Source organism: Ahrensia sp. R2A130 (assembly GCF_000179775.1).
In the GTDB taxonomy this organism is placed as follows: Bacteria; Pseudomonadota; Alphaproteobacteria; order Rhizobiales; family Rhizobiaceae; genus Pseudahrensia.
Genome location: NZ_AEEB01000022.1, coordinates 135,032 through 154,734, shown reverse-complemented (window position 1 = coordinate 154,734; position 19,703 = coordinate 135,032). Strand labels below are relative to the sequence as shown.

Annotated in this window: 11 protein-coding genes, 2 tRNA genes and 1 rRNA gene; 12 read left to right on the top strand and 2 right to left on the bottom strand. The window is 57.1% G+C overall.

Features of this window, described 5'->3' with window-relative positions; genetic code table 11:
* Positions 1–6: 6 nt before the first annotated feature.
* Positions 7–774 carry a bifunctional 2-polyprenyl-6-hydroxyphenol methylase/3-demethylubiquinol 3-O-methyltransferase UbiG gene (gene ubiG, locus R2A130_RS14100; protein ID WP_009758467.1) on the bottom strand — a complete coding sequence of 256 codons (768 nt, stop codon included), beginning with the start codon at positions 772–774 and terminating at the stop codon, positions 7–9.
* Positions 775–1,031: 257 nt separating this feature from the next.
* On the opposite strand from ubiG, the gene R2A130_RS14095 reads away from it, so the two are divergent.
* From R2A130_RS14095 to R2A130_RS14055, 9 genes are all read left to right on the top strand, one after another.
* The gene (locus R2A130_RS14095) at positions 1,032–2,315 is read left to right on the top strand and encodes an aspartate kinase (protein ID WP_040306089.1); all 1,284 of its coding nucleotides are present in this window, start codon (positions 1,032–1,034) and stop codon (positions 2,313–2,315) included.
* Positions 2,316–2,384: 69 nt separating this feature from the next.
* Entirely contained in the window at positions 2,385–4,655 is a 2,271-nt protein-coding gene (gene ptsP, locus R2A130_RS14090; protein WP_009758465.1) for a phosphoenolpyruvate--protein phosphotransferase, read from the top strand.
* A 21-nt stretch (positions 4,656–4,676) separates the two neighbouring features.
* A complete protein-coding gene (gene prfA, locus R2A130_RS14085) occupies positions 4,677–5,753 on the top strand; it encodes a peptide chain release factor 1 (protein ID WP_009758464.1) in 1,077 nt (358 codons plus the stop codon).
* The gene (gene prmC, locus R2A130_RS14080) at positions 5,750–6,601 is read left to right on the top strand and encodes a peptide chain release factor N(5)-glutamine methyltransferase (protein WP_009758463.1); all 852 of its coding nucleotides are present in this window, start codon (positions 5,750–5,752) and stop codon (positions 6,599–6,601) included. Before prfA ends, prmC begins: the two co-directional genes overlap by 4 nt.
* A gap of 436 nt (positions 6,602–7,037) precedes the next feature.
* Positions 7,038–7,814, top strand: a complete 777-nt coding sequence (locus R2A130_RS17760) for a DUF4167 domain-containing protein (protein WP_009758461.1) — start codon at positions 7,038–7,040, stop codon at positions 7,812–7,814.
* 181 nt (positions 7,815–7,995) lie between these two features.
* On the top strand, positions 7,996–10,650 hold the full coding sequence (clpB, locus tag R2A130_RS14070; RefSeq protein ID WP_009758460.1) for an ATP-dependent chaperone ClpB: 2,655 nt from the start codon (positions 7,996–7,998) through the stop codon (positions 10,648–10,650).
* 186 nt (positions 10,651–10,836) lie between these two features.
* The gene (locus R2A130_RS14065) at positions 10,837–12,270 is read left to right on the top strand and encodes a L,D-transpeptidase (protein ID WP_009758459.1); all 1,434 of its coding nucleotides are present in this window, start codon (positions 10,837–10,839) and stop codon (positions 12,268–12,270) included.
* A 70-nt stretch (positions 12,271–12,340) separates the two neighbouring features.
* Complete coding sequence (locus tag R2A130_RS14060; RefSeq protein ID WP_009758458.1) at positions 12,341–13,063, top strand: glutathione S-transferase family protein; 723 nt, start codon at positions 12,341–12,343, stop codon at positions 13,061–13,063.
* A complete protein-coding gene (locus R2A130_RS14055) occupies positions 13,060–14,604 on the top strand; it encodes an MFS transporter (RefSeq protein ID WP_009758457.1) in 1,545 nt (514 codons plus the stop codon). Before R2A130_RS14060 ends, R2A130_RS14055 begins: the two co-directional genes overlap by 4 nt.
* Here R2A130_RS14055 and R2A130_RS14050 read toward each other — a convergent pair.
* Positions 14,601–16,481, bottom strand: coding sequence for a peptidoglycan DD-metalloendopeptidase family protein (locus R2A130_RS14050; RefSeq protein ID WP_009758456.1), 1,881 nt, complete (start codon positions 16,479–16,481; stop codon positions 14,601–14,603). The two genes, R2A130_RS14055 and R2A130_RS14050, sit on opposite strands and share 4 nt — an antisense overlap.
* A gap of 1,015 nt (positions 16,482–17,496) precedes the next feature.
* Here R2A130_RS14050 and R2A130_RS14045 point away from each other — a divergent pair.
* From R2A130_RS14045 to R2A130_RS14035, 3 genes are all read left to right on the top strand, one after another.
* Positions 17,497–18,982: ribosomal RNA gene (locus R2A130_RS14045) — 16S ribosomal RNA — on the top strand.
* Positions 18,983–19,209: 227 nt separating this feature from the next.
* Positions 19,210–19,286 (top strand) — tRNA-Ile (locus R2A130_RS14040).
* Positions 19,287–19,318: 32 nt separating this feature from the next.
* Positions 19,319–19,394: transfer RNA gene (locus R2A130_RS14035), tRNA-Ala, on the top strand.
* Positions 19,395–19,703: the final 309 nt, after the last annotated feature.

The following is a 19,703-nucleotide window of genomic DNA, read 5'->3' as shown; positions in this document are numbered from 1 at the left end:
TTTCGCTTACGCGGGCCGCTTGAGCAGCATCATGTAATTCACATCGGTGTCGGACGAACGGTTCCAGCTGTCGGACAGAACGTTGTAGAAAACGCCGCTGGTCTCGACCTTCTCCAAACCGACCGCAGCGCAGGGCTGTTCGATCTCTTCGGGGCGGACGAGTTTCTCGTATTGGTGGGTGCCTTTTGGCAGCCAACCCAAAACGCGCTCGGCCATGAAAATAGCAAGTGCCTGCGCTTTGCGTGTACGGTTGATCGTGGCGACCAGCATCAGACCACCGGGCTTCACCATGTTGGAGCAGGCGGTGAGGAAGAGGTCCACATCGGCCACGTGTTCCACGACTTCCATGTTCAACACGACGTCGAATGTTTCGCCGGATGCGGCAAGCGCTTCGGCGGTGGTGGCGCGGTAATCAACGCTCACGCCGGATTGTGCTGCGTGGAGTTTGGCCACTTCGATGTTGGTTTCGCCAGCATCCGCGCCGACGACTTCTGCCCCCATTCGGGCAAGTGGTTCGCACAGCAGACCACCGCCGCAACCGATGTCCAAAATGCGAAGACCTGCCAGTGCATCCGGCGCTTTCGGGTCGCGGTCGAACTGTTCGCATAGCGTTTCGCGGATATAGGTCAGGCGTACGGGATTGAATTTGTGTAGCGGCTTGAACTTGCCGGTCGGGTTCCACCACTCTTTTGCCAGTGACGAGAAATGATCGATCTCGGCTTGGTCGATCGTCGAATTCTCGCTCACGGGAATGCGTGCGGCGGATGCGGTCATGGTATTTCCCTCGTAGGCAATGTCGATTGCTGCGCAGTGCTACAAACTCTTTACGTTGCAAGACAATGCGTCAAATACGCAGTTTAACGTCAATCAACGTATATTCCTCAATTATAACAAGGCCCGACCGGGATTGGTTGCGTAGTAAGCAGACGCGCTACCGGTCGTCTTGCCGCAGCGGCCCGCCTCGGCTAAACCGCCGCCATTCGGCTGTTTGGGTCGAACGCAATCTTTCCTTCCAACCGGAGCCTTTGTCCTTGGCCCGTCTAGTCATGAAATTCGGCGGCACGTCGGTGGCCGACCTGGAACGCATTCACCGCGTCGCGCGTCACGTGAAGCGTGAGCACGATGCCGGCCATCAGGTCGCCGTGGTGGTGTCTGCCATGTCTGGCAAGACGAACGAGCTTGTGGGCTGGGTCAATGAGATGCCACGCGTGGTGGGTAGTGATGTGCCGGGCTTCGATGCGCGCGAGTATGACTCCGTTGTGGCTTCCGGTGAGCAGGTTACCGCCGGTCTGCTGGCCATCGCGCTTCAATCTATGGGCGTCGATGCGCGGTCATGGCTTGGCTGGCAGATACCGCTGCGGACCGACCACGCTCACGGTGCTGCGCGGATCGCAGAGATCGACGGCGGCAATATCATCGAACGCATGGGCGAAACCCACGGACGGCAGGTTGCTGTCGTTGCCGGGTTCCAGGGTATCTCGCCGGATAACCGTATCGCCACGCTGGGGCGCGGTGGATCGGACACGAGCGCCGTGGCGCTGGCCGCCGGTATCGAAGCGGACCGTTGCGACATCTATACGGACGTCGATGGTGTCTATACCACCGACCCGCGCATGGCGCCGAAAGCACAGCGGCTCGACAAAGTGTCCTACGAAGAAATGCTGGAACTGGCATCGCTCGGGGCCAAGGTGCTTCAGGTGCGCTCGGTCGAACTGGCCATGGCTTACAATGTGCCGACATTCGTGCGCTCCAGTTTCGAAGACCCGGATTCAATCGACTCCAGCGAAGGGGCGACCCCGCCCGGAACGCTTATTTGTGCAGAGGACCAGATCGTGGAACAGCAAACCGTTACCGGCATCGCCTATGCCAAAGACGAAGCCCAAATTTCACTGCGCCGGGTTGCCGATAAACCTGGTATTGCGGCTGCCGTTTTTGGCCCGCTGGCGGATGCTCAGGTCAACGTCGATATGATCGTGCAGAACGTGTCTGAAGACGGGTCCGTCACCGATATGACGTTTACGGTTCCTGCCGCCGATCTCGACAAGGCGCTGTCGACGCTGGAAAAGTCGCACGATGAAATCGGCTATGAGGTCGTCCAGTCCGACCCCGGCATGGTGAAGGTTTCCGTCGTCGGCATGGGTATGCGAAGCCACGCCGGTGTTGCCTCCACCGCCTTCAAGGCGCTGGCCGACAAAGGCATCAATATCCGCGCCATCACCACGTCTGAAATCAAGATTTCGATCCTGATCGACGGCGATTATGCAGAGCTTGCAGTCCGCACTTTGCATTCGGTCTATGGGCTGGATAAAAGCTGAACCCAACGCCCCGCGAAACGTTCATCTGAATGCGGGGCAGTCTTTCCTCCCGCTTTCGGGAACAATCGTATGCTCGTTGAAAAAACCGGCCCCCGGGTTCTGCTAAAGAGCCTGCGCGAGGCGATGGCAGAACAGTTGGGACCGCAGGAGCGGCTCGACCGTATCACCCAGCAGATTGCTGCGGCGATGGCAGCGCAAGTGTGTTCCGTTTACGTGCGCCGTGCAGATGATGTGTTGGAACTGTTCGGTACATTTGGTCTGAACGCCGAAGCGGTTCACCGCTCGCAACTGCGCGTGGGGCAGGGGCTTGTTGGTACGATTGCCGGTTCCGGACGGGCGCTGAACTTGTCTGATGCGCAATCTCATCCCGCATTCGCCTATCTGCCGGAAACGGGTGAAGACCCGTTCCAGTCTTTCCTCGGCGTGCCCATGAAGCGTGCCGGACGACCGTTGGGCGTATTGACGGTTCAGAACACGGAAAGCCGAAATTACAGCGAAGAGGATGTCGAGGCGCTGGAAACGGCGGCCATGGTGCTGTGCGATCTGGTCGTTTCCGGTGGGTTCAAGAACCTCGCCAACGAAGGCGCGCAACTCGATCAATCCCGCCCCATCAGCACAACGGGCACCGGGCTTGCGGAAGGCATTGCGCGCGGCACGGTTGTTCTACACGAGCCGCGCGTCGTGGTGGAAAACCTGTTTGGCGACGATGCCGAGCAAGAAACCCACCGTTTGGCGCAGGCCATTTCATCATTGCGCGCATCCGTCGATGCGATGGTGGAACGCACCTCGGCCAACGATAAAGATGACACGAACCACGACCATATCGATGTGCTGGAAAGCTACCGCATGTTCGCCCACGATCGTGGGTGGGTGCGGCGCATCGAAAGCGCTATTCAGGACGGCCTGACGGCGGAAGCTGCTGTCGAAAAAGTAAGCCAGGAAAACCGTTCGCGTCTGCAGGGGTCGCCCAACCCTTATCTGCGCGAACGGCTGACCGATTTCGACGACCTTGCCCGCCGCTTGATGAAACAGCTCATGGGTCGCGCTGCGGCTGAAGGTGTCGAGGAGCCGTTCATCGTGGTCGCCCGTTCGATGGGTGCTGCTGAACTGCTGGACTACGACAATGGCCACCTGCGCGGTCTCGTCATTGAGGAAGCGACGGCCACCAGCCATGTCGTCATCGTTGCGCGGGCCTTGGGTATTCCCGTCGTGGGGCAGGTCGAAGGCTTCGTCTCGCGGGCTGAAAATGGCGATGCGATTATCGCAGATGGCGACGAGGGTATCGCCCACCTGCGCCCGGCTGATGATGTTGTGGCAAGCTACGACGAGCGCATGGAATTCCGTGTTGCCCGCGCGGCGCGCTTCGATGCGCTTCGTGGACAGCCTTCGGAAACGCGTGACGGTGTGCCTATCAATCTTATGCTGAACGCCGGCCTGACGATGGATCTGCAACAGTTGGAAACTTCCGGTGCAGCGGGCATCGGTCTGTTCCGCACCGAGCTGCAATTCATGATCGCCAGCAAGCTACCGCGCCTTGACGAGCAGACGCGGTTTTACCGCACGATCATGGACGCTGCTGGCGACAAGCCGGTTACGTTCCGCACGTTGGATATCGGTGGTGACAAGGTGCTGCCATACCTTCGCACCGTGAAAGAGGACAATCCGGCGCTTGGCTGGCGGGCCATTCGGTTGGCCATCGACCGGCCCGGCCTGCTGCGCGTCCAGCTTAGGGCGCTCATCAAAGCTGCCGCCGGGCGACGGTTGAAGATCAAAATTCCCATGGTCACTATGGTGACGGAGATCGATCAGGTGCGGGTCATTCTCGACCGCGAAATGGAAGCGCAGGCGCGTTTCGGCCACGATCTTCCTGCGTCCGTCGAACTGGGCTGCATGATCGAAGTGCCGAGCCTGCTGTTCCAGTTGGACGAGGTGATGGAGAGGGTGGACTTCGTGTCTGTCGGCTCCAACGATTTGTTCCAGTTCATGGCGGCCAGTGACCGCACGAACTCCTATCTCGCTAACCGTTTCAACCCGTTGTCGCGGCCCTTCCTGCGGGCGCTGCGGGAGATCGTTCGCGCGGCAGACCGGCACGACACGCCGCTACAGCTTTGTGGGGAATTGGCGGGCGATCCGCTGTCGGTTCTGGCGCTTATCGGTATCGGCTACCGCACGATTTCCATGCCACCCGCCGCCATCGGCCCGGTAAAGGAACTCGTTCGGGCCATGGACTGCGCGCACGTTTGCGCCCATGTGGGGGCGATGGTCGATGAAACAATCGGCACGCGCACGGTGCCTGAAGTGCTGCGCGACTTTGCCGATGAAAACGGATTGCCGGTCTAAACGGCTGTAAGGAAGAACGACATGCTGCCGCCAGAAAAGATCGAACAACTCGTTTCCCGCCATGCAGAAGTGGCGCGGCTGATGAGCGAAAACCCCGATCAGGAAACCTACGTCAAACTGGCGAAGGAATATGCCGAACTCGACCCCGTGGTCATCAAGATTGGTGAGATGCAAGCCGCCCAAAGCGAGTTTGCTGATCTGGCTGGAATGCTGGCGGATGGCGACACCGATGCCGAGATGAAAGAAATGGCGCAGGCCGAGATGGAGCCGTTGAAAGCGGCTATCGAAGAGCATGAGGCCGAGTTGCAAATTCTGCTGCTGCCCCGCGATGAGGCGGATGCGAAAAACGCTATTCTGGAAATTCGCGCGGGCACCGGCGGATCTGAGGCGGCGCTTTTTGCTGGCGATCTTTTCCGCATGTACCAACGCCACGCGGAAACCTCTGGTTGGAAGGTCGATGTCCTGTCGGAAAGCGCTGGCGAGGTCGGTGGTTATAAAGAGATCATCGCGTCCATCAACGGCACGGGCGTGTTTGCGCGATTGAAATTCGAGTCCGGCGTTCACCGCGTGCAACGCGTACCGGAAACGGAGTCGGGCGGACGTGTTCACACATCGGCGGCCACAGTCGCCGTACTGCCGGAAGCGGAAGACGTGGACATCGAAATTCGCAACGAAGACATTCGCATCGACACCATGCGCGCATCCGGTGCGGGCGGTCAGCACGTCAACACAACGGACTCGGCGGTTCGGATCACCCACATTCCCACCGGCGTCGTGGTGTTGAGCACCGAGAAATCGCAGCATCAGAACCGTGCCAACGCGATGAAGGAATTGCGGACCCGCCTCTACGATATGGAGCGGCAGAAGGTCGATCAGGAGCGGGCCGATTCCCGCAAAGGGCAAGTTGGTTCCGGCGACCGATCCGAACGCATTCGCACGTATAACTTTCCGCAAGGCCGCGTCAGCGATCACCGCATCAACCTGACGCTCTACAAGCTGGACAAGATGATTGCCGGTGAGGGATTGGACGAAATGCTCGACGCGCTCATCACCGACCATCAGGCGAATTTGCTGGCGTCGCTCGGCGACGAGGTGTGAGCCATCACTCGAGCAGGCATGGAGCGGTTCGCGACGCCATTGTAACGCTCGAGACTGCCGGTCACGAAGCGGCTGATTTTGCTGCCCGTGCGATCATGGCCCACGTGACGGGTGACGATGCGGGTATGGTTATGGTCCGTGAGGACGTAGCGTTCAATGCTGCTGATGCTGCGGTCTTCCAAAACCTCGTGCAGAAAGTTGCATCCGGCACGCCTCTCTTTCGCGCCATTGGTGTTCGGGAATTTCACGGGCTCGATTTTGCCTTGAGCAAAGATACGCTGGAACCGCGCGATGATACGGAAGCGCTGATTGAAGCCGTGCTTTCACAATCGCCACCCGCCAAATCGCGCTTTTCTGACCTTGGAACGGGGAGCGGTATCGTTGCCATTTCGCTTCTGCATGAGCTTTCAGAAGCGACCGCTGTTGCAACGGATATTTCAGCAGGAGCGCTTCAAACTGCAACCGCAAACGCTGCGCGCAACGGTGTTGGTGAGCGCTTGTCCACCGCCCAAGGTTCTTGGTGTGAGCCGCTTGAAGGTGCGTTCGATTTCATGGTCTCCAACCCGCCCTACATCGCCAGCGACATCGTTGATGGCCTCGATCAATCCGTGCTGGACCATGATCCGAGACGGGCGCTTGATGGTGGTGAGACTGGGTTGGAGGCCTATCGCGAAATCCTTTCACAAGCAGGAAGTCTGCTTCGGCCAGGCGGATTTCTGGCGTTGGAAATCGGATACGATCAGGCGGAAGCTGTAACCGCGCTGGCGCAACAAACCGGCTGGCGACGACTGGCACTGTATCACGATCTTCAGGGCCACGACAGAGCGTTGGTTTTCGCGCCTGTCTGATGAAGTGTCTTGATCTGGAAAAGTGCAAATAGGGCTTGCAATTTACTGTGCCATGGGTACCTGTGATGTAACAAGCAGCGCAGGGCGCTGGTGTTACCCCGAAAATCTGATGTGTCCTTGGTGCCTTCGTATGGGCCAAACATCACGATAGAACATTCGGGTGGCATTCAATGCGGATCAAGCAGGGAGCAATCCGCAGGGCAGGGCTTTGAACGAAGCCGTCACGTATTTTTCGCAAAGGTTCTCCAGGCGAGACCTGCAGGTTGAAACGCTGCTGAACTTTGCGAAATCCTTTCACCGGTTTGCCCGCTATGGCGATTGAACCGATACCGCGGGATGAACATCATCCCAGTCCCGGCCTCATCTCTTTTATGAGTGGGCCTCTCCGCCGACACCCGATCATCGCTCGGGCGGCGTACCAAAGAAGAAGTTTCTTATGAGACAGGGTCAGCCCCAAAACCGGCAGCGCGGTCGCGGCCGTAACAACAATAACAACAACCAGAATCAGAACCGCAACAACAACCGCAACCAGCTCAACCGCTCGATGGAGAGCAACGGGCCGGATGTGCGTATCCGCGGTACTGCAGCCCATATTGCGGAAAAATATCTGTCGCTCGCCAATGACGCGCAGACCGCTGGTGATACGGTGATGGCGCAGAGCTATTTCCAGTTTGCCGAGCATTACAATCGGGTGGTTGCCGCAGCCCAGGCCGTGCAGGAAGCGCAGCGCGAAGAGCAGCAGGCTCGCCAGGCGAAACAAGACGCCAGACAGGACCAGAACAATCAGGGTAATGGCCCGGCCAGCAATGAAGATGGCGATGACAACCGGTCCCGCAACGACGACAAACGCCGTCGCCGCAACCGCGATGATCGCGACGAAGACGACAATTCTTCCAAAGATGAGGACGGTGAAGATAACCGGCCACGTGGTCGTAGAAAGAACCGTGACCAGAGCGAAGAGCAGCAGCCCGATATTGCAGCCAGCGATGATGCGTCCGATGAAGACGAAAAGCCGGTCAAACCGAAGCGTCGTGCCAAGCGCAACCGCGAAGAAGACGGCGATGACGTTGCCGCAGCAGAAGCCAAATCATCTGATGATGGCGACAGCGAAGAAGAGGCACCCAAGCCCCGTCGCGCCCGCCGCCCTCGCAAGACCGAAGAGCCGTCCAGCGATGATGCCGCCGAATTGCCCGCTTTCGTTAGCGGTGGCTGAAACAGCTCAACAAGCTGTGTGAATTTTGTGGGGCGCGTTTCCGGATTGGAAGCGTGCCCCTCTTCATTTCGAAATTCCGCTTCCTACATATCATTCGAACCGGGCTTGCCGATTGCGGAAGCCCTTGTCTCGAATGTGCCGTTTTCGCTTCGGGTGAACGGCCAGTGTCAGGATGTTGGATATGAATCTCGAAAATTACACAGAACGGATGCGCGGCTTCGTGCAGTCCGCACAGTCCCGTGCTTTGGCCGACGGGCACCAGCAATTCACTGCGGAACATATGTTGCGCGTGTTGCTGGAAGACGAACAGGGTCTTGCCTCCCAACTGATCGACCGCGCTGGTGGCGATGCCAAAGCTGCGTTGATGGCAACGCAGGCTGCCGTGTCGAAACTGCCAAAGGTTTCCGGTGGTGGCGGCGGTGTTTATCTTGGTCAGGGTCTGGCGAAGGTGTTCGAGCAGGCCGAGAAGGTTGCCAAAAAAGCTGGCGATAGTTTCGTGACCGTGGAGCGTTTTCTGCTTGCCATGGCAATGGAGAGTGGCGCCGGTACACATAAAATTCTGAAAGCTGCAGGCGTTACTGCCAACGGTTTGAACCAGGCGATAGAAAGCGTTCGCAAGGGCCGCACAGCTGACTCCGCATCTGCTGAAGACGGCTACGATGCGCTGAAGAAATACGCGCAGGATCTCACCGCGCTCGCCCGTGAAGGCAAGCTCGATCCGGTGATCGGACGTGACGAGGAAATCCGCCGCGCCGTGCAGGTTTTGTCGCGCCGGACCAAGAACAATCCGGTGCTTATCGGTGAACCAGGCGTCGGTAAAACGGCGATTGCGGAAGGCTTGGCTCTTCGCATCATCAATGGTGATGTGCCGGAAAGCCTGCGCGACAAGCAGCTCATGTCTCTCGATATGGGGTCGCTGATTGCAGGCGCGAAATATCGTGGTGAATTCGAAGAACGGTTGAAAGCCGTGCTGTCGGAAGTGACCGCAGCCAATGGCGGCATCATCTTGTTCATCGACGAAATGCACACGCTGGTTGGCGCGGGCAAAGGCGACGGCGCGATGGATGCGTCGAACTTGCTGAAGCCGGCCCTTGCGCGTGGCGAGTTGCACTGCGTCGGCGCGACCACTTTGGACGAGTATCGCAAACACGTTGAAAAAGACGCGGCATTGGCCCGTCGTTTCCAGCCGGTGTTCATCTCCGAACCGACGGTGGAAGACACGATTTCCATCCTGCGGGGCATCAAGGAAAAGTATGAACTGCACCACGGCGTTCGCATCGCGGATTCCGCGCTGGTGGCGGCTGCGACACTGTCCAACCGCTACATCACCGACCGCTTTCTGCCGGACAAAGCCATCGACCTGATGGACGAGGCCGGATCGCGGTTGCGGATGCAGGTGGATTCCAAACCGGAAGAATTGGACGAGCTAGACCGTCGCATCATCCAGTTGAAAATTGAGCGCGAAGCGCTGTCGAAAGAAAGCGATACCGCATCGAAGGACCGGTTGGAAAAATTGGAAGCTGACCTGTCCGATCTTGAAGACAAGGCGCAGGAGCTTTCGGCCAAATGGATGTCGGAGAAGGACAAGCTGTCCTCTGCCCGTGATCTGAAAGAGAAGCTCGACCACGCGCGGTCCGAGTTGGAAATCGCGCAGCGCGAGGGCAATCTTGGTCGTGCGGGCGAGCTTTCTTACGGCGAAATTCCGCAGCTCGAACGGCAGATCGCCGAAGCGGAAGGTTCTGAAGACGAGGCGCAGATGGTGGATGAGGCGGTGACGCCCGCGTCCATCGCCCATGTGGTTTCCCGCTGGACCGGCATTCCCGTTGACAAAATGCTGGAAGGCGAGCGCGAAAAACTGTTGGCCATGGAAGACGAGTTGGCCCGCCGCGTGGTGGGGCAGGGCGAGGCCGTGCAGGCTGTGGCCAAAGCGGTTCGCCGCTCACGTGCCGGTTTGCAAGACCCGAACCGGCCCATGGGTTCGTTCATCTTCCTCGGTCCAACTGGCGTTGGCAAAACCGAGCTGACCAAAGCGCTGGCGGACTATTTGTTTGACGATGACAGCGCGATGGTTCGCATGGATATGTCGGAGTTCATGGAGAAACATTCCGTGGCCCGCCTCATCGGTGCGCCTCCCGGTTATGTCGGTTACGACGAGGGCGGTGTGTTGACCGAAGCGGTGCGAAGGCGTCCTTATCAGGTCGTGCTTTTCGATGAGATCGAGAAAGCGCATCCCGATGTTTTCAACGTGCTGTTGCAGGTTTTGGACGATGGTCGTCTGACCGATGGACAGGGCCGCACGGTGGATTTCCGCAACACGCTCATCATCATGACGTCGAATCTGGGTTCCGAATATCTGGTCAATCTGGGTGAAGGCGAAGATGTGGACGGCGTACGCGACGTGGTGATGGATGTGGTGAAAGCCTCTTTCCGCCCGGAATTCCTGAATCGTGTGGATGAGACGATACTGTTCCACCGTCTGCAGAAGACGAACATGGCGGCGATTGTTGAGATTCAGCTGCGTCGTCTCGAAAAGCTGCTGGAAGAACGCAAGATTTCCATCGAACTCGATGGCGATGCGATCCAGTGGCTGGCGGACAAGGGGTACGATCCGGCCTATGGTGCGCGGCCACTCAAGCGGGTGATCCAGTCTGCGGTGCAGGACCCGCTGGCTGAGAAGTTGCTGGCCGGTGAGATCGGTGATGGCAACACAATCGCTATCACGTCGGGAAGCGACAAGCTGCAGTTTCGGGTGAAAGGCTCCAAGCCCAAGCCTGTCGACGGCACGTTCGAGGTGCAGACAACACCTGCTGCTGATGATGAGCAGAGCGCGGCTTGAATCGATAATTCGGGAACAACGAGAAGGGCGGCGGTCGCAAGATTGCCGCCCTTTTTGTTTCTCACTTCATTTTGAAAGAGCGGCGTGATCGCCCCTTCAGGCTCCGTTCATGTTGCGTGGTGTATTGAATGGTGAATGACCCGTGAAGAACGGGCGTATGTTTCGAGTTTCACCGGAGACTGCACCATGATTTTGCGTAGCCTCGCGTTTGCCGCGATCCTGTCGATTTCACCCATGGTGCTGCTGTTCAGCAAAGCTGATGCGATGCCGCGAACGGTATCCATCGAAGCTGCATCGCCGGTGATCGCCATTCAATCAGGCGATTACGATCTGTTCGTGGACGAACGCGGTCGTCGCTATCTCGTCGACCCCTATACCGGCGAAGCTGTTGCCCGCGAGAACGGGCGCGGTCTTTCACCGCGTGAAACGCGACGTGTGGAACGAGCCATCCGCCGCGCAACACGTCGCTCGAATCTTGAGCGTGAGCTGGGCGGTCTTTTCGATTTGTTCGACGCACCCCGCCGCCAGCGCGACACGATCCGTCGCCCGCGCCGTGATAATGATGATGGTTTCTACCTTGATGAACGTGACGGCTCCCGAGATGCCCGTCGCGATGCCCCGCCCAACGATTGGCGTCGTGATGATGGTTATCCCGACTCCGAGCTTGCCCGCCCTACCGCGCCTAGTCCTGAACGTGATATTGAAGTTGCGCGTCTGCCCGAAGTTGAACAGCAACCGGTCGACCGCGCCATCAGCCCCACAACATCCAAGCCACGTTTCGGCGCAGCACAAATGGCCGAACTCCAGGTGGTGTTGGACCGTGAGGGTTTCTCGCCCGGTGTGATCGACGGCCAATGGGGATCGAATGTCGCCAAGGCGATGGACGCCTACCGTGAAGCCAAAGGCAGCTTGCCCATTGCAAAAACCATCGGTTTGCAGACGGCCTTGGCCCAGACGGGCGGCGATGCGCTGACCAGCTACACGATCACCCGCAAGGATGTTGCCGGCCCCTTCGTTTCGCGCATCCCAATCGACTATGCCCGCAAAGCCGAGTTGCAATCGCTGGCCTACACCGATGTGATCGAGATGCTGGCCGAGCGTTTTCACATGAGCGAGGGCTTTTTGAAGCGCCTCAATCCCGGTCGCGATTTCCGCCGCCCCGGCACTACGATCACCGTGGTGAAACCCGGCGCCAAGAAGAAGCGGCCTGTGCATTACATCGTGGCTGATAAGGCTCGCAAACAGGTTCGCGGCTATGATCGCAACGGCAAGCTGATCGTGGCTTATCCTGCGACCATCGGTTCTGCTTCAACGCCTTCGCCGACCGGCAAGCATTCGGTGGCGCGCATCGCGCTTGATCCGGAATACACCTACAATCCGAAGAAGAATTTCCAGCAGGGCACGAACGACAAGATCCTACGCATTCCTCCCGGTCCCAACGGCCCGGTGGGCAGCGTTTGGATCGCATTATCGAAACCGACCTACGGTATTCACGGCACACCGGACCCTTCCAAGATCGGGAAAACGGAAAGCAATGGTTGCATCCGCCTGACCAACTGGGACGCAAGGGAACTGGCCGCCAATGTCCGCAAGGGCGTGACAGTGGAATTTGCGGAATAGGCTGCGCGTTGTGGTTCAACCAAGTTGGCGATAGCGTCTGTTGGTCTGCCGCTATTTGGAGCTTGCCGCTTTGCTGATCCTTCAAACCTTTTCCCCTTTTCGCGGAACGCTCTTTGCCAGTCCCTTCGCCTGTAAAGCTGATGCGTTGCTGCAGATGGCTGGCCTGCCATACGAACGTGAGTTTGCTGATGTGCGTAAGGCTCCAAAGGGCAAACTTCCCGTCTTGAAAGACGGTGAGCAGTTAATTCCTGATAGCGACCATATTCGACACCATTTGGAACGTGTGCATGGTGTGGATTTCGATGGGCATATGAATGACCACGACCGCGCCATTGGCGTTGCGGCACAACGGGTGATCGAGCAACACGCCTACTTCATCAATATGCATTTTCGCTGGAGCACTTATCCTGACATCATTCGCGATGAGTATTTCGCAGACGTGCCGGGATTTATGCGCGGCTTCGTATTCAACCTAGTGGCCAAGCAGTTGGCCAAGACCGTTCGCATGCAGGGTCTCGGTCGACACAGTGAAGACGAGTTGCGCGAATTTCTACTTGAGGATTTCGCAGCGATTTCGCAATTGCTCGCAGATCGTCCGTTCTTCGGTGGTGAAAAACCTTCGTCTTATGATGCTGCGATTTGGGGCGCGCTCCATGGCATGTTGGCCTGCAATCTTCCTTCGCCTGGCAAAACGATTGTCGAAGAACATTCGAATCTCGTTGCTTACGAACAAAGGTTCCGGGACAGGGTTTATGGAGATGGATGGCCTGAAGACTTGATCGGCAGCGCGTGACCCAATCGTCATCGGTCGCTTCGACACAAGCCAACAGTCCCCGCTTCTTCGTTCTGGCCTCTGCGATTTTGGCCAGTGCGATGGGCTTTATTGATGGTTCCATCGTCGCCATCGCGCTTCCGCAAATGCGCGTTGCTTTGGATGCAAGCTTCGTTGAAGCGCAGTGGATCGCCAGCTCTTATGTATTGATGCTGTCGGCTTTGATTATGCTGGGTGGTTCATTGGGTGACCGCATAGGTGTGCGACGGGCCTTTTCATTCGGTGTCGTAATTTTTGTCATCGCATCGCTTGCCTGTGCGGTGGCTCAAACTTCCGAGCAATTGATCTTATTTCGCGCGTTGAAAGGCATCGGCGCTGCGGTGATGATCCCCGGGTCCATGTCGTTGATCGCCGTAAACGTTCCCCGTGCTGAACGAGGCGCGGCGATGGGTATCTGGATCGCAGCATCGTCCATCACCACCGCATGTGGGCCTCTGTTGGGCGGGTTGCTGCTCACCTATGGCGACAATTCCGCGTGGCGGTGGATTTTTGCGATCAACCTACCGTTAGGCGCAGCCGTGTTGGTGATGCTCTACACCAAGGTGCGCGATGACCACGTGGAAACGGGCGAGCCGAAAGCGCCGGTGGATTGGGCGGGAATTGTTCTGTCGGTCGCGTCACTTGGTTTGCTTGCAGGCGGGCTAACCGCACTGGGGGAATCAGATGCTGGCGGATTAGCGGTCGCTATGATTTGCGCAGGGCTGGTTCTTGTCGCTGTCACCGTGGTTGTGCAACTCAAGCTGCGCCATCCCATCATTCCGGTTCAACTGTTTGCCAACCGCGCCTTTGCAGGGGCGAACCTCTTTACGCTGTTGGCATGGATGCCCATCGCAGCCGTCGTTTTCTTTTTGCCCATGGTTTTGATCGTTGGATGGCAATTGCCGCCCAGTTATGCGGGCGCAATGTTCCTGCCGATGTCGGCGCTCATCGCCATTTTCTCCCCGCTTGCCGGACGCATGGCGGATAGGGTTGGCACTTTGCCGATGCTGGTGAGTGGAGGCGTGGTTTTAGGACTGTCTTCATTGGCTTTGGCGGCGGCAGTTTTCTACCAGCAGTTCTGGCTCGGTATTTTGCCTTCGCTTGCGTTGTTGGGTGTGGGCATGGGTCTTGCCGCATCGCCCATGTCCACGGCTATCATGAATTCGGTCGATGACAGTCAGGTTGGGTCGGCCTCCGGCATCAATAATATGGTGGCGCGAATGGCGAACCTGTTTGCGATTGCCGGGCTTGGTGCTTTGGTAGCCTATGTCTATGCGCTGATCGTGCGTGCAGGCAGCGTGCCGGAGATCGTGCGCGATGGTTTGTTGGAAACCGGGTTCGGCGAACGGCTGACAGGCGGGCTTTATGTTGAGCCTGCTGTGCGCTTGCAAAAAGTCGCCATGGACCACGCCATGATCGCGCTTTGTCTGGCATTGGCGGTTTTGTGCGTTATCGCATCGCTGATCGCTTGGGCATCTTTGCCAAAGTCCGGCAAGGAAGAGCGCGAGGCTGAAGCGGGTTAGTTCAACGCTGCAACCGTCTGGGTGCCGCCATTACGACCACGGTCGAGCAGAGCATCAATGCGTTCGCGCTCTTGTTTGAACGCGGCAAGTTCGAGACCTTTCAGAACCTTGCCTTGCGGCAGTCGGATTTTCATCGGGTTCACGAAACGACCGTTCACCTTCACCTCGTAATGAAGATGCGGGCCGGTGGAATAGCCGGTAGAGCCAACTTGTCCGATGACCTGACCCAGTCTTACTCGCGTGCCGACCTTCATGCCGCGGGTGAAACGGTGCTGGTGGCTATAGGTCGTTTCATATCCATTGGCGTGACGGATCGTTGTTTTGCGACCGTAACCGCTGTTCCAACCGATTTTCGTAATCACGCCATTGCCCGCAGCGATAATCTTCGTGCCGCGGGGGGCAGGGAAGTCCACGCCATTGTGCATTTTCACAACCCGCGAAATGGGGTGGCGACGGGGGCCAAAGCGTGAGCCGATTCGGGTGGCATTGGGTACAGGATTGCGAAGCAGGAACTTCTTCGATGATTTTCCGTTCTCGTCGAAATAGCCAACCTGTCCGTCCTCGCCGGTTTTGAAGCGGTAGTAGCGATTGGTGCGTCCCTTGACCGTGAGGCCGATGAACAGAATCTCGGAATTTTCCGACGCTTCTGTCTCGCCTTCATCAAGTGAGTAGAAAATTTCCAGATTGTCGTCCGGCGAAGCCTTCTGGCGGAAGTCCACATCAAAGGCGACGGTGCGGACAATGCGGCGGGCCTGATCTGCGTTCAGTCCCTGGCTCATGGCGGCGCGGTAGAGACCGTCATATAGAGACGGCAGTTTTGCGTTGGCGACGGTGCGGACGTCATTTTCAGGAATCACATCATCGGCAGCGGTTGCTGGAATATCAGCAGGGGCTTCTGCACGCACAACGCGGTCGGCATCATCAATGGCAAAAGACACCAGATGGGTGCCGCGCCGGTAAACGCTGATGCGACGTGCTTCGCGGGTTGGTCTGGCAAGTTGGACGCCGGGCAGGGATGCTGTTTCCACCGGCATCCGCTCCCACGCTATGCGCAGTTTCAATCTGTCACTGGTGGCGACATCGCCAAGGTCGACTTCGAGAGGGGTGAGCAAACGTTCAAGCACTGCCGGTTTCAGGCGCAAGCCATTGAGAGCGGCTTCGATGGTCTGGTCGCTCTCCTTGACCACGACCCGTTCGACAAAATTACGTCCGGCATTGGCATCATCTTGCGCGGCGCTGGACACGTTTTCAGCCACGATACGGATATCGAGTGCTGAAGGTGGTGCGATGTCGGTGTCTTTAAGTGCGAACCGGTCGGTGTCGAGATAGGCCAGCGCGGTCACCATGACCTCACCGTCCTTCATAGAGTCTAGTGATTCCCGAACTGAAAGCTCTGCTTCGCGGTCGGTAATGACAGTGGTGCGGGCGTAGAGGTTGGGGGTGTAAGGAAAGGCGACGGTTTCAAGCGCAACTTCGCTCTCCACGTCTGCGCCATAAATTACGTCGCTGGACGCGACCTGTTTGTCGACGCCGGAAGCACGGAACACGGTAAGCGGGTTAAAGCGGGGATATTCGCCAATATCGGCGGCTTCGATTGCCAGCGGAGCTTCCGCATAAGCGAAAGGGCGTTTGCGAATAACGTTGCGGTTTCCATCACGGGTGACCGTGGGAACCTGAAGAATTTTTTCATTCAGCGGTTTCAGCGCTAACAATCGGGCAGGGCGGTCGCCTTTTTCGCCTGCTTTATCCAGTGCGAGGTCGCCGGTGGGGGTGGAACTAGCGGGTCTCGCCAGGCTTTGGCGGCCATCGAGAGCTGCATGAAGTGCGCCGCCCATAAGAAGTATCGATGTAACGCCGGTGAGAATCGATCCAGCCATCCAGCGGAGGCTAACTCCACGCCTGTCCGGCCGGCGTCTGCCCTGGCCGGAAACCAACGGCTCTATATTGCCCAATTGAAGGCGTGCGGAACCTGATCTGCGGCTGGGCTGCCCGGAAGGACGGGCATTGGAAGCCGATTCTGTCGTTTGCACCGAATTGTCCGCCTTCTTATCGACCATGAGGCCCCGTTTTTTGCGCCTATATAGAGTGAAGCACACGACGTGCCTGCACAAGATGGCCAGATCGCGTCGGATTATTTGAAAATTCTGGTCGATTTACACGCGTTTGGAATCGCCGATTCCATGAAAAATACGGCTTTCAGAGCGATCGATCCGTTTAGAAGCCTACAGACCTGAACTTGAATGCCTTGAAAGAGGGCAGGCGCTTGCCCACCTTAGTCGAGCACGAGAGTGAAAAGCCCCGTTTTACGGGGTTTTGAAGCCCTCTGAGAGGCTCGAAGAACTTTTTTGAAAAAAGTTCGAAAAGTTTCAAAAAGCGTGTTGACGGTTTCGATGTCCTGATCTAAAACCCGCTCACCAACGACGCACTGACCGGCTCCGAGCCAAACAGTCAGCGCCAACTTGGAACCCCGGAAAGGCGCCGCTAAGCGGAGACCTACCTTAGATCAGGTAAGCGGCTAGCTTTGGCTACTTCTTGCTTCGGTCGACGAAACACCCTTGGGTGCTTCTGTTATTTGATAATTTAATATGAAGAAAGAGAAACGTGGGTGGCGGAGTTGCTGCTGAACGGTCTGGTATTTCCTTTTACCAGATGCGTTCGATAAGAGACTTCGGCGGACACGTTTTTCGAGAATGTTATAAATACCTAAAGGACCGGCTTCGGTTGGTCCTCAGGTGTGTAAAAAATGTTCTCGTCAATTCGTTGTCTCCAACCCAGCCGGGATGGATGACAACAATTTCAGTCGCAAGACTGGAAGCGTGACCACTTCAATCCATTGAGTGCCCTGCTTGCAGGGTTCGGATTGAAGGATTTAGCCGGAACAAATCTCAGATCAAACCTGAGAGTTTGATCCTGGCTCAGAACGAACGCTGGCGGCAGGCTTAACACATGCAAGTCGAACGCTCACTTCGGTGAGAGTGGCAGACGGGTGAGTAACACGTGGGAATCTACCTATCTCTGCGGAACAACACATAGAAATGTGTGCTAATACCGCATACGCCCTCCGGGGGAAAGATTTATCGGAGATAGATGAGCCCGCGCTTGATTAGCTAGTTGGTGAGGTAATGGCTCACCAAGGCGACGATCAATAGCTGGTCTGAGAGGATGATCAGCCACACTGGAACTGAGACACGGTCCAGACTCCTACGGGAGGCAGCAGTGGGGAATATTGGACAATGGGGGCAACCCTGATCCAGCCATGCCGCGTGAGTGATGAAGGCCCTAGGGTTGTAAAGCTCTTTCGCAGGTGAAGATAATGACGGTAACCTGTAAAGAAGCCCCGGCTAACTTCGTGCCAGCAGCCGCGGTAATACGAAGGGGGCTAGCGTTGTTCGGAATAACTGGGCGTAAAGCGTACGTAGGCGGATTGGAAAGTTAGAGGTGAAATCCCTGGGCTCAACCCAGGAACTGCCTTTAAAACTATCAGTCTAGAGGTCGAGAGAGGTGAGTGGAATTCCGAGTGTAGAGGTGAAATTCGTAGATATTCGGAGGAACACCAGTGGCGAAGGCGGCTCACTGGCTCGATACTGACGCTGAGGTACGAAAGTGTGGGGAGCAAACAGGATTAGATACCCTGGTAGTCCACACCGTAAACGATGGAAGCCAGCTGTCAGGATGTATACATCTTGGTGGCGCAGCTAACGCATTAAGCTTCCCGCCTGGGGAGTACGGTCGCAAGATTAAAACTCAAAGGAATTGACGGGGGCCCGCACAAGCGGTGGAGCATGTGGTTTAATTCGAAGCAACGCGCAGAACCTTACCAGCCCTTGACATACCGATCGCGGATTTCAGAGATGATTTCCTTCAGTTAGGCTGGATCGGATACAGGTGCTGCATGGCTGTCGTCAGCTCGTGTCGTGAGATGTTGGGTTAAGTCCCGCAACGAGCGCAACCCTCGCCTTTAGTTGCCAGCATTAAGTTGGGCACTCTAGAGGGACTGCCGGTGATAAGCCGGAGGAAGGTGGGGATGACGTCAAGTCCTCATGGCCCTTACGGGCTGGGCTACACACGTGCTACAATGGTGGTGACAGTGGGCAGCGAGATCGCAAGGTCGAGCTAATCTCCAAAAACCATCTCAGTTCGGATTGTTCTCTGCAACTCGAGAGCATGAAGTTGGAATCGCTAGTAATCGTGGATCAGCATGCCACGGTGAATACGTTCCCGGGCCTTGTACACACCGCCCGTCACACCATGGGAGTTGGTTCTACCCGAAGGCGCTGCGCTAACCGCAAGGAGGCAGGCGACCACGGTAGGGTCAGCGACTGGGGTGAAGTCGTAACAAGGTAGCCCTAGGGGAACCTGGGGCTGGATCACCTCCTTTCTAAGGATGTTTCTTCAGCCACTTCGCTTCGGACAAGTTTCGGCTTGGATCGTTGGGTAAGCTATTGGAACGCTTGGAACATAAGATGCAATCAAGTCATGATTGACATCGCTGACTACACAGAGCGGTAACCCGCCCCCTTCGTTTCTCTTTCTTCTCGGATGCATACCACTCCTCGTGGTGCGGCTTATCCCGCATCGTGAGTGCTGTTGGCCAGTATGGAAATTGGGCCGGTAGCTCAGTTGGTTAGAGCGCACGACTGATAATCGTGAGGTCGGAAGTTCGAATCTTCCTCGGCCCACCACCTTCCAAACGTCATGCGCTCCAAAAAGATATGGGGCCATAGCTCAGTTGGGAGAGCGGTAGCTTTGCAAGCTTCAGGTCGTCGGTTCGATCCCGTCTGGCTCCACCATCGCTTTTTGCTTTGGACGTCTTATGCATCCAGAAGATAGATACGTTATTGCACGTGTCGTTTGCCGCGTTCGCGCGGCTCGTCATGTGCCTGTTCAAGAATATTGTTAAGAGAAGATCTGATCGACCGGATTGGCTGCTATTTTTAGCCGGCGGCCTTTCCTTACGAAACGGCGTGTCTAACGCATGCCCGTCCTTCAGATCTCGTGAAACTGGTCTTTCGTTGATCAGGATAGTGCCAGCAGGCACGCTCTCAAGTCCTGATCAACATTTCGACACATATGCACCCTGGTGACGCACAAAGATCCGG

Excerpts from the sequence above, each read along its gene's own strand:
- R2A130_RS14050 (WP_009758456.1), bottom strand. The coding sequence starts at position 16,481 with ATGGCTGGATCGATTCTCACCGGCGTTACATCGATACTTCTTATGGGC.
- R2A130_RS17760 (WP_009758461.1), top strand. The coding sequence starts at position 7,038 with ATGAGACAGGGTCAGCCCCAAAACCGGCAGCGCGGTCGCGGCCGTAAC.
- clpB (WP_009758460.1), top strand. The coding sequence starts at position 7,996 with ATGAATCTCGAAAATTACACAGAACGGATGCGCGGCTTCGTGCAGTCC.
- ubiG (WP_009758467.1), bottom strand. The coding sequence starts at position 774 with ATGACCGCATCCGCCGCACGCATTCCCGTGAGCGAGAATTCGACGATC.
- prfA (WP_009758464.1), top strand. The coding sequence starts at position 4,677 with ATGCTGCCGCCAGAAAAGATCGAACAACTCGTTTCCCGCCATGCAGAA.
- ptsP (WP_009758465.1), top strand. The coding sequence starts at position 2,385 with ATGCTCGTTGAAAAAACCGGCCCCCGGGTTCTGCTAAAGAGCCTGCGC.
- R2A130_RS14065 (WP_009758459.1), top strand. The coding sequence starts at position 10,837 with ATGATTTTGCGTAGCCTCGCGTTTGCCGCGATCCTGTCGATTTCACCC.